The following is a 9909-nucleotide window of genomic DNA, read 5'->3' as shown; positions in this document are numbered from 1 at the left end:
GCGCATCGCCAAGCTCATGCAGGCCGTCCAGCCGCTGCCACCCCTCTGGGCAACATAGAAACTGATGGATGGTCAGGGGTCCGGCCCTCGCGCGAAGGTCTCGATCGTGCGGATTGCATGATCGCCCAAGAGATCGGTGAGGTAGCCGTTCTCGTGAGCGAGAACGTCGCCATTCCACAAGGTCTGGTCATGGCGGTAATAGTCGGCGGCGCCCGCGCGAAAGCCGTAGAAGATTTCGTAACCGCTTTTCAGCGGTCCGTAATCGGGCAGGAAGCCCAGGTGCCACTTGCCGATGAGGGCCGTGCGGTAGCCCGCGGCCCGCAGGATGGAGGGCAGCGTCGGCATCCCCGGCGGCAGGCCGGCGACGTCGGAGGCGAGCGGCTCCTCGAGGCCGATCGGCAGCCGATCCTGGTAGCGACCCGTGATCAGGGCGGTGCGGGTGGCGGAACACACGGAGGAGTTGGCATAAGCCTGCAGGAAGCGCGTCCCCTCCGCCGCGAGACGGTCGATGTTTGGCGTCGTGAAGTCAGGTCGGCCGTAGCAGCTGAGGTCGGCATAGCCGAGGTCATCGGCCAGGATGAACAGGATGTTGGGGCGTTTCACGGCTGCGGGCGGCGCATCGGCCGAGGCGGCGCGGCTCAGCACCGGCGCGGCGAGGCTGCCTCCTACGCCCGCCAGAAGGCTGCGTCGCGTGAACTTCGCCATGAACGATCTCCAGGTTAAGCACGGCCAGAATGGAGAATCGGGCCGGCGGGCTCAAGGTCGACGGTCGCGTCTGTCCCCGCCGCGTTGATGTCGGGCAGCACGGCGGTGGGCCGTCCGGTCGCCGCCTCGGGGCTCGCAGGCGATGGCCCCGACAGGCCGAGCTTGATCAGCTTGCCGTCGACGAGACCGAAGGCCGCCGCGGACGTCAGGGCGATGACCTTGAGACGGGCCCCGCTTCGGTCGATCCTGGTCGTCGTGATGTCGTGCAGCAAGCGGCGGCAAGGCCCCTGTTCAGGCGGCTCTTGTTCCTGGGCAGGGCTGATGTTCGAATGAAAGCCCATCGTCGTCGCGGCGATCCTTCAAACGAGAAGGCACGCCAGCGCCCGCACCGTCAAGCGATGTCGCGTCGGATCTCGCAGTGTGGAGAGGGGCACGAGCGTCCAGTACGTGTCGAAGCAGGCTTGCAAAAATCGTGATATCGATATGGATCTACTTCTTGTCGACTCAAGCGGAATGATGCCAGGGCCATGGAGATGAGGACCGATCCGGTTTTGTGATGGTCAGTGAACTTGTTCGGGTAGGCTCGTCGTAGCCCTGGCTTGCGCCTGTTGATTATGTCTTTTCGCAGTCGACGCGAGATCGATAGCCGAGGCCGGAGTGCCAGCGCAGCGGGTTGTGGAGACCTTCGATGCAGGTGAACCAGGCCATGCGAGCCTCGGCCTGCGAAGGGAAGGAGCGCCGGTCCAGCAGTTCGCCTTCCAAGGTCGAGACGAAACTCTCGGCCCTGGCGTTGCCGTCGGCGTCTCCGACGGGGCCCATCGAGGGGCGGAGCCCGCCTCTTTGCGCCGACTGCCGAAGGCCAGAGATGTATTGCGACAACCTTGGTCGGAATGATGCATCACATCTTTCGGCCCGCGTCGTCCGACAGCCATGTCGAGTGCGCTCACGATCAGCTCGGTCCGCAGGTGGCTCTGCATGGACCATCCCACGATCCTGCGGCTGAATACGTCGAGCGCGACGTCCAGGTACAGGAACCCGCTCATCGTCGGCACGTCGGTGATGTCAGCCACCCAGAGCCGGTCAGGCGCCTGGGCCTTGAGTTGCGGTCTACGAGGTCGGGGGCCGGCCGAGCTTCCTGATCGCGCCGCGTCGTCCTGGGGCCGCCCTTGCGGTGACAGGCCTCGACAAGGCCGGCCAAGCGCATCAGCCGGGAGATGCGCTTGCGGCCGTGCTTCTCGCCCTCAGCCCGGGGGGGCGGGATGGACCCGTGGTCCTCCGTCGGTGTCGCGCGAGGCCGCGTGCACATCCTGCACCCGCGCGAACCGGGCCGCCGCTCGAGAGAGGTTTTGCGCTCCCGTCATAGCTGCTCGTTCTCACGACGCAGGCGAGCGAGCTCGTCCCGCTCCGGCGCTGTCAGGGCTGTGTCGGCAACGGCCGGCTCGGACCAGATCCACCATCTGTTGCCGGAACTCCGGCGCATGAAGGGGAGGGCGTGTTGTGGACAGGCGGGAACACCTCGGGCGAAAGCATCATCGCTGTCCATGAGCCGGGGCAACCTCAATCCCAGCGAGAGGTGACCTCAGCCTGGCGCTCGGTGAGCTTGCTGCACCGCTCGGGGACGGTGTGGATGACCTTGTCCAGGGTGGGAACGAACGTGTCGACGACGGGCTCGTCCACCAGCCTCCTGAGCGTCCCGGCGGGCTGCAGTTCCGGACATTGTAGCGCGGCAGGTCGACGAGCCTGAGCCCGTCCGGCACGGCGAGGTTGGGGCGGGAGTGCCAGCCCGCTTTGCCATCTCGACCCACATCGGACATGGCGGCAAACCTTGCACGTCCTCCGGAGCGGACGTCTGCTCGTGCAGCGAGCGGTTTCCCGTGGCCATCCGCCGCCGATCGAGGCGGGTGCAAACGAGGTCTGTCGGGTTCGGCGATGGTCTTTGCACCATCGCTTTTTGGTGGGATGAAACCTATGAGGATCGCGGTTGCGGGCCACCCGTCCAGCGTTGAATGTCTATGGAGCCCGTCATCAGGTCGACGCGAAGCGACGATGCTGCAAAGTTCGTGGGCGTGAGCCTGCGGCTGCGCCTCGCCCGGACGATGCGCGGCATGACGCTGAAGGCGCTCGCGTCGGCCGTGGGCTGCTCGGAAAGCATGCTGTCCAAGATCGAAACCGGGAAGACCTCGCCGTCGCTGCCCATGCTGCACCGCTTGGCCGAGGCGCTCGGCACCAACATCGGCTGGATGTTCGAGGAGAACCACGGCGAGGACGGGATCGTGTTCCGGTCCGGCGACCGCCCGATCATCGCGCTCGACCCCCTCCGCAGGGGCGAAGGCATCAGCCTGGAGCGCGTCATCCCTTATGCGCCCGGCCACCTGCTCCAGTGCAACATCCATCACATCGCGGCGGGCGGCGAGAGTGCCGGCCCGATCCAGCACGCCGGCGAGGAGGTGGGCTACGTCCTTCAGGGCCGAGTGGACCTCATTCTCGACGGCCGGGTCTTCAGCCTCGGGCCGGGCGACAGCTTCGTCTTCGCGTCGAACCTGCCCCACGCGTATCGCAACGCCGGCGACGGGCCGGCGAGCATCTTCTGGGTGAACACGCCGCCGACCTTCTGAGCCCGGCGGAGATCAAGCTCATTGACAGAAAATCAAGTCGCTTGAATGATGTCGGTCGTCGGGGGCTTCTCCCCCGGCCGATGCGGCCCGACGGCCCGCGGAGGTCGACCTGATGGACTGCCGCACCCTGACATCGCGCCCGAGGCTGCTCGGCACCGCCGCCTTCTTCGCCCTGTCCTTCGGCTTCGCGGCCGCGGGGGCGCGAGCCGCCACCTTCGCCGTGGTGACGATCAACCAGCAGGCCCTGTTCTTCAACCAGATCGACGACGGCGCGCAGAAGGCCGCGGACGCGGCCGGCGACAAGCTCGTGATCTTCAACGCCAACAACGTGCCCAGCGCGCAGAACGACGCGATCGAGACCTACATCGCCCAGAAGGTCGACGGCATCGTGCTGGTGGCGATCGACGTCAACGGGGTGAAGCCTGCCATCACGGCCGCCAAGGCGGCCGGCATCCCGGTCGTCGCGGTCGACGCCCAGATCCCCGGCGGGGACAACGTCGCCTTCGTGGGGGTCGATAACGCCAAGGCGGGCGAGGACATCGGATCCTTCTTCGCCGAGGACGTGAAGAAGCAAATGGGCGGCAAGGCGGTGGTCGGCATCGTCGGAGCGCTCAACTCCTTCATCCAAAATCAGCGGCTCGACGGCTTCAAGAAGACCGCGGCCGGGCCGGGGGTGACCTTCGCCGACACGGTGGATGGGCAGAACGTGCAGGACGTGGCGCTGACCGCTTCCGAAAACCTGATGACCGCCAACCCCGCCATGAACGCCATCTACGCCACGGGCGAGCCCGCACTGATCGGCGCCGTCTCGGCCGTCGACACGGCCGGCCGGACCGGCAAGGTGAAGGTCTTCGGTTGGGACCTCACCGCCCAGGCCGTGAAGGGGATCGACGAAGGCTGGGTGGCGGGCGTCGTTCAGCAGGACCCCTACACCGAGGGCAAGGTCGCGGTCGAAAGCCTGGCCAAGCTGAAGAAGGGCGGGACGGTCGACCCGGTCATCCGCGTGCCCGTGACGATCGTGACCAAGGCCAACGTCGACAAGTACCGCGCGATGTTCAAGTGACCCGAGTCCTTCAGCCGGAGGCTTGAGATGGCGGTGGGAATCGCGACGCCTCGGGTCCGGATGCGCGGGATCTCCAAGCGCTACGGCACGATCCAGACCCTCGACGACGTGTCGCTCGATCTTGCGCCCGGCGAGGTGCTCGGCCTCGTCGGCGACAACGGCGCCGGCAAGTCGACCTTGAGCAAGGTGCTGTCGGGCGCGGTGGTGCCCGACGCCGGGACGATCGAGGTCGACGGCAAACATGTCAGCTTCGCGTCGCCCGCGGACGCGCGCGCCCAGCACGTCGAGATGGTCTACCAGGACCTGTCGCTGTGCGACACGGTGGACGTCGCCGGCAACCTCTTCCTGGGCCGCGAGCCGCGCCGTCGCGTGCTGGGGATTCCCTTCCTCGACAAGCCGCGCATGCGGGCCGACGCCGCCGCCATGCTGTCGAATCTCGGCATCTCGGTGCCCGACATCGCGGTCCACGTCGAGAACCTGTCCGGCGGCCAGCGCCAGTCGATCGCCATCGGGCGCGCCGCCTCCTTCGCCCCCAAGGTGCTGATCATGGACGAGCCCACGGCCGCCCTGGCGGTGGCCGAGGTCGAGGCCGTGCTGGACCTGATCCGCACAGTCAGCGCCCGGGGCGTCGGCGTGATCCTCATCACCCACCGGCTCCAGGACCTGTTCCTGGTCTGCGACAGGCTGCAGGTGATGTACGAGGGGCGAGCCATCGCGGAGCGCGCGATCTCCGACACCAGCATCGAGGAGGTCGTCGACCTCATCGTCGGCCGCAAGTTCAGCGCCCGTTCGGCGCGCTCGGCCCATGCTCCCGCCGGGTCGCCCGGGAAAGGCACGACGGCATGACGGCCCCGCTCCACGCCGCCGCCGCCTCGACGCGGCTGCGCCCCCGCACCGTGAAGGACCGCTTCCTCGCCAACGGCGGCGTCGGCTCGATCGCGGTGTTCTTTGCCGCCGTGGTGATCCTGTTCTCGCTCACGACGGACGCCTTCCTGACCGCCGACAACCTGCTCAACATCCTGCGCCAGTCGGCGCCGCTGCTCGTCGTCGCCACGGCCATGACGCTGGTCATCACCACCGGCGGGATCGACCTGTCGGTCGGCTCCGTGCTGGCGCTGACGGGAGCGCTGTCCGCCATCCTGATCCGTGCCGGCGTGCCCTGGCCCGCGAGCGTCGCGCTGATGCTGGCCTGCGGCGGCCTCGTGGGCGCGCTGCAGGGCTTCTTCATCGCCTACGAGGGCATCCCGGCCTTCATCGTCACCCTGGCGGGGCTCAGCGTCATCCGCGGCGCGGCGCTGCTCGTCACGGGCGGCTATTCCATCCCCATCTCCTCGAGCATCGGCTTCGTCGACATCGGCAGGGCCTGGGTGTTCGGCCTGCCGCTGCCGGCCCTCATCGCCGCCGCGGTGCTGGCCGTGGGGTTCGTGGCCTTCAACGAGACGCCGTTCGGCCGCTATGTCACGGGCATCGGCGCCAATGCCGAGGCGGTGCGCCGCGCCGGCGTCGACACGCGCCGCATCACGCTGCTCGTCTACGCGCTGTCGGGCGGGCTTTCCGCCCTGGCCGGCGTGGTGCTGGCGGCCAGGCTCGGCTCGGGCTCGTCCAACGCCGGCCAGGGCTTCGAGCTCGACGTCATCGCGGCCGTGGTGCTCGGCGGCACCAGCCTCTTCGGCGGGCGAGGCACCATGGTGGGCACGGTGCTGGGGGCGCTCACCGTGGCGGTGATCGGCAACGGGCTGATCCTCGCCCACCTGTCTCCCTTCCTGACGCCCATCGTCACGGGCTCGATCATCCTCGTCGCGGTCTGGATGAACTTCCGAATCTTCCGCGGTGCGAACCGAAGGCGTTGAGGGGACCCCGATGAGCGATCCGAAGCGCCACGCCGTCGGCGTGCACAGCGGCAGCGTGATGACCGTGCTGGGGCCGATCCCGGCCGAGCGGATGGGCGTGACGCTGATGCACGAGCATATCCTGCTCGACGCGTCCAAGCTGTGGAAGTGTCCCTGCCGGGCGTCCGAGATGGCGGTCGCGGAAGCGCCCGTCAGCGTCGAGAACCTCGGCGAGCTCCGGATGAACCCCTTCCTCAGCCGCGACAACTGCTTCCTCCTAGACGTGAACCTCGCCGTGGGCGAGCTCGGCCGCTTCACGGAGCTCGGCGGCGACACGGTGGTCGACCCGACGAACTTCGGCATCGGACGCGATCCCGAAGCGCTGCAGCGCATCGCGCGGCGGACGAAGCTCAACATCGTGATGGGCTCGGGCTTCTATCTCGAACCGTCGCACCCCGACTGGTTCACCCGCATGGACATCGACGAGGCAGCCGCCTTCATCGTCGCGGACGTGGGCGGCGGTGCGACCCAGCCCGACGTCATGGCGGGCATCATCGGCGAGGTCGGCATCTCGAAGTTCTTCACCCCGGCCGAAGAGAAATCGCTGCGTGCCGCGTCCCGCGCGGCCCGCATCACCGGCGTGCCGCTCTCCATCCATCTGCCGGGGTGGGAACGCCTGGCCCACCGCGTGCTCGACGTCGTCGAGGAGGAAGGCGCGGACCTGAACCACACGGTGCTGTGCCACATGAATCCCAGCCACGACGACCTCGCCTACCAGGCGGCACTGGCGAAGCGGGGCGCCTTCTTGGAATACGACATGATCGGCATGGACTATTATTATGCCGACCAGGACGCCCAGTCGCCCTCCGACGAGGAGAACGCCCGCGCTATCCGGGCCCTCATCGACATGGGCCACGGTGAGCGCGTGCTGATGAGCCAGGACGTGTTCCTCAAGATCATGCTCACTCGGTTCGGCGGCTTCGGCTACGGCTACCTGCTCAAGCACTTCGTGCCGCGCTTGAAGCGCCACGGCATCGACGCCGCGGCGATCGACCTGATGCTGCGCGACAACCCCGTGCGGGTCTTCAAGGCCGCCTGAACCCCCTCCCCCTCCTCGATGCGGGGTCGCCGGGCGCGCGACCGTCCGCCGGAGTTCGATATGAGTCAGAAGAAGGTGCTGCTGGTCGGCGAGAGCTGGGTCAGCTCCGCGACCCACTACAAAGGCTTCGACCAGTTCGGCAGCGTCACCTTCCACCTCGGTGCCGAGCCGCTCGTGGCGGCCCTGAAGGATGGCCCCTTCGCGCTCACCTACATGCCCGCTCACGAAGCCGTGACAGCGCTGCCGACGACTTTGGAGGGTTTGCAGGCCTACGACGCGATCCTGCTGTCCGACATCGGCGCCAACTCGCTGCTGCTGCACCCCGACGTCTGGATGCACGGCAAAACCTACCCGAACCGCCTGAAGCTGCTTCGCGACTATGCCGCGGCGGGCGGTGGCCTCGCGATGATCGGCGGCTACTTCTCGTTTCAGGGCATCGACGGCAAGGCGCGTTGGCGGCGCACGCCCGTCGAGGAGGCGCTGCCGGTCACCTGCTTGCCCTACGACGACAGGCTGGAGGTCCCGGAAGGCTTCAAGGCGCGGGTCACAGGTCCGGCCGACCACCCGATCCTGCGCGGTCTCGGTACGGACTGGCCCATTCTGCTCGGCGCCAACGAGGTGGAGCTGAAGCCTGGCGCGGATGTCGAGGTGCTGGCGCGCCTGCCCGACGAGGAAGGGGGCCATCCCCTGCTCGTCACCGGGCGTTTCGGGCGCGGGCGAACGGCGGCCTGGATGTCGGACATCGGCCCGCATTGGCTGCCGCAGAGCTTCGTCGACTGGCCCGGCTACGCGACGCTGTGGACGAACCTGCTCGGCTGGCTGACCGACGCCTGAGCGGGTCAGCCGCCGCCCGCGCCGCCCACGGCGAGGCCGGCGATCTCGCGGCGGGACGGGAAGGACGGCACCGTGCCGTGACGTGTCACGGCGATCGAGGCCGCACCGACCGCGGCGACGAGCGCCCGCTCGACCGGCTCGCCCCGGGCGATGAGACCCGCGAGCACCCCGGCGAGCACGTCGCCCGCCCCCGCCGTGTCGACGGCGTGGACCGCAGGTGCCGCGATCGTGGCGAGATCCCCGTCGCGCGCCAGCAGCGCTCCCGCGGCGCCCCGCGTCACCACCGCGGTGCGCCCGGCGCCGAGCGCCCCTCCCAGCGCCAGGGCGGCGCGCGACGGGTCGGCCTCGCCCGTCAGGGCGAGGCTCTCGCCCTCGTTCGCGACCACGATGTCGACGGCGTCGAGCAGCTGCGCCATGTCCCAGGCGATAGGCGCCGTGTTGAGCAGCATCCGCCCGCCCCGCGCGCGGGCGAAGCGCGCCGCCGCGGCCGTGACGTCGCGGCCGAGGTTGCCCTGCATCACCAGGACGTCGCCCCCCGCGAAGTCGTCGAGCGCCGCCAGCGCGTCGCCCTCGCCGAGGCTCAAAGCCGCGGCGGCGCTGCTGAGGATCGCGTTCTCGCCATCGGCCGCGACCCAGATCGCTGAATAGTCGGTGGGCTCCGCGCTCGCGATCCAGCGCGCGGTGAGGCCGGTCTCGCCCGCCGCCGCCGCCCGCAGCGCCGCCCCTTCGGGATCGGAGCCGAGCGGCGCGACCAGCACGGTCTCGGCGCCGGCGCGGGCCGAGGCCACCGCCTGGTTCAGGCCCTTGCCCCCCGCGCAGCGCCGCGGCACCTCGCCGAGCAGCGTTTCGCCGGGCCGGGGCAGGCGCGGCGCCCGCTGCACGCAGTCGAGCGTCGCGTTGCCGAGCACGAAGACGCGGGTCACCCCCGCGCCGCCCGGACCGCGGCCATGAAATGCGCGAGGCGCGCGGGGTCGACCTCGTTCCACCAGCCGCCGTCGTGCTTGAGCGAACTCGCCACGATCACCGCGTCGGCGAAGCCGAGGATCGCGCCGACGTTCTCGGCGTTGACGCCGCTCCCCACCACCACGGGAAGCGAGCCTGAGTCGCGCACCGTTCGGAGGTCGCCGAGGTCGGCGCTGTCGCCCGTGCGCTGGCCCGTGACGATCAGGGCGTCCGCGTCGAAGAACTGCGCGTCGCGGGCGAGCTCGGTCAGGGTCCGGTCCGCCGTGACGGCGTGTGCGCCGTGCTTGACGTGGACGTCCGAGAAGATCGCGACGTCGCGGGCGTGGAGCATGGCGCGGTAGCGCGTCGCTTCGCCGGCGCGGCCCTCCATGAACCCCTCGTTCGCCACGTAGGCGTTGCACCACTGGTTCACGCGCACGAAGCAGGCGCCCGCCGCCTTGGCGACCGCGAGGGCCTGGACGACGCCATTGGCCAGCACGTTGACGCCCACCGGCAGCCCGACCTCGCGCCGCACGCGGTCGGTCATCACCGCCATGGCGGCGGCCGTCTCCGGGCCGAGGTCTTCGGGTTTGGCGAAGGGGATGTCGCCGTGGTTCTCGACGATCAGCGCGTCCACGCCGCCGTCGCGGTAGCGGCGGGCCTCGGCCAGCGCATAGTCGTAGACGCGGTCGATCGGGTCGCCGTCGTAGTTCGGCGCGCCCGGCAGGGGCAGCGAATGGACGACGCCGATCACCGCCTTGGTGCGGCCGAACAGGCGCTGCACGGCGTTGGCCTTGGGCTTGTAGACGGATTGGGACAAAG

Annotated in this window: 10 protein-coding genes and 1 pseudogene; 6 read left to right on the top strand and 5 right to left on the bottom strand. The window is 69.2% G+C overall.

What is annotated here, in order from left to right:
• Window positions 1-72 precede the first annotated feature (72 nt).
• The 3 genes and pseudogenes from D3273_RS23210 to D3273_RS29395 form a co-directional block, all read right to left on the bottom strand.
• Entirely contained in the window at window positions 73-705 is a 633-nt protein-coding gene (locus tag D3273_RS23210; RefSeq protein ID WP_129229274.1) for a sulfatase-like hydrolase/transferase, read from the bottom strand.
• A 14-nt stretch (window positions 706-719) separates the two neighbouring features.
• A complete protein-coding gene (locus D3273_RS23205; RefSeq protein ID WP_129229273.1) occupies window positions 720-1046 on the bottom strand; it encodes a hypothetical protein in 327 nt (108 codons plus the stop codon).
• Window positions 1047-1317: 271 nt separating this feature from the next.
• Window positions 1318-2021: pseudogene (locus D3273_RS29395) on the bottom strand (IS3 family transposase); the annotation flags it as partial.
• A 696-nt stretch (window positions 2022-2717) separates the two neighbouring features.
• Here D3273_RS29395 and D3273_RS23195 point away from each other — a divergent pair.
• The 6 genes from D3273_RS23195 to D3273_RS23170 all read left to right on the top strand — a co-directional run bounded on the left by D3273_RS23195 (window position 2718) and on the right by D3273_RS23170 (window position 8145).
• Window positions 2718-3320, top strand: a complete 603-nt coding sequence (locus D3273_RS23195; RefSeq protein WP_129229272.1) for a helix-turn-helix domain-containing protein — start codon at window positions 2718-2720, stop codon at window positions 3318-3320.
• A 112-nt stretch (window positions 3321-3432) separates the two neighbouring features.
• A complete protein-coding gene (locus tag D3273_RS23190; RefSeq protein WP_129229271.1) occupies window positions 3433-4383 on the top strand; it encodes an ABC transporter substrate-binding protein in 951 nt (316 codons plus the stop codon).
• Between the two features lie 27 nt (window positions 4384-4410).
• Window positions 4411-5229 carry an ATP-binding cassette domain-containing protein gene (locus D3273_RS23185; protein ID WP_129229270.1) on the top strand — a complete coding sequence of 273 codons (819 nt, stop codon included), beginning with the start codon at window positions 4411-4413 and terminating at the stop codon, window positions 5227-5229.
• On the top strand, window positions 5226-6233 hold the full coding sequence (locus D3273_RS23180; protein ID WP_129229269.1) for an ABC transporter permease: 1008 nt from the start codon (window positions 5226-5228) through the stop codon (window positions 6231-6233). The genes D3273_RS23185 and D3273_RS23180 overlap by 4 nt, the downstream gene beginning before the upstream one ends.
• A 10-nt stretch (window positions 6234-6243) precedes the next feature.
• Window positions 6244-7311 (top strand): phosphotriesterase family protein, encoded by a 1068-nt coding sequence (locus tag D3273_RS23175; RefSeq protein WP_129229268.1) that lies wholly within the window; start codon window positions 6244-6246, stop codon window positions 7309-7311.
• A gap of 60 nt (window positions 7312-7371) precedes the next feature.
• Window positions 7372-8145 carry a glutamine amidotransferase gene (locus D3273_RS23170; RefSeq protein ID WP_129229267.1) on the top strand — a complete coding sequence of 258 codons (774 nt, stop codon included), beginning with the start codon at window positions 7372-7374 and terminating at the stop codon, window positions 8143-8145.
• A 5-nt stretch (window positions 8146-8150) separates the two neighbouring features.
• On the opposite strand, the gene D3273_RS23165 is transcribed toward D3273_RS23170, so the two are convergent.
• Window positions 8151-9068, bottom strand: coding sequence for a PfkB family carbohydrate kinase (locus tag D3273_RS23165; protein ID WP_165359633.1), 918 nt, complete (start codon window positions 9066-9068; stop codon window positions 8151-8153).
• Window positions 9065-9907: a BtpA/SgcQ family protein gene (locus tag D3273_RS23160; RefSeq protein WP_129229265.1), complete on the bottom strand. Its 843-nt coding sequence runs from the start codon at window positions 9905-9907 to the stop codon at window positions 9065-9067. Before D3273_RS23160 ends, D3273_RS23165 begins: the two co-directional genes overlap by 4 nt.
• Window positions 9908-9909: the final 2 nt, after the last annotated feature.

The organism is Lichenibacterium minor, assembly GCF_004137685.1.
Taxonomy (GTDB): domain Bacteria; phylum Pseudomonadota; class Alphaproteobacteria; order Rhizobiales; family Beijerinckiaceae; genus Lichenihabitans; species Lichenihabitans minor.
Note: the sequence above shows the minus strand (reverse complement) of the source record. Positions and strands in the feature narration are given on the sequence as shown.

Bases quoted from the DNA above. Each gene is read 5' to 3' on its own strand.
- D3273_RS23185 (WP_129229270.1), top strand. From the start codon at position 4,411: ATGGCGGTGGGAATCGCGACGCCTCGGGTCCGGATGCGCGGGATCTCC.
- D3273_RS23210 (WP_129229274.1), bottom strand. From the start codon at position 705: ATGGCGAAGTTCACGCGACGCAGCCTTCTGGCGGGCGTAGGAGGCAGC.
- D3273_RS23205 (WP_129229273.1), bottom strand. From the start codon at position 1,046: ATGGGCTTTCATTCGAACATCAGCCCTGCCCAGGAACAAGAGCCGCCT.
- D3273_RS23170 (WP_129229267.1), top strand. From the start codon at position 7,372: ATGAGTCAGAAGAAGGTGCTGCTGGTCGGCGAGAGCTGGGTCAGCTCC.
- D3273_RS23195 (WP_129229272.1), top strand. From the start codon at position 2,718: ATGGAGCCCGTCATCAGGTCGACGCGAAGCGACGATGCTGCAAAGTTC.
- D3273_RS23175 (WP_129229268.1), top strand. From the start codon at position 6,244: ATGAGCGATCCGAAGCGCCACGCCGTCGGCGTGCACAGCGGCAGCGTG.
- D3273_RS23180 (WP_129229269.1), top strand. From the start codon at position 5,226: ATGACGGCCCCGCTCCACGCCGCCGCCGCCTCGACGCGGCTGCGCCCC.
- D3273_RS23190 (WP_129229271.1), top strand. From the start codon at position 3,433: ATGGACTGCCGCACCCTGACATCGCGCCCGAGGCTGCTCGGCACCGCC.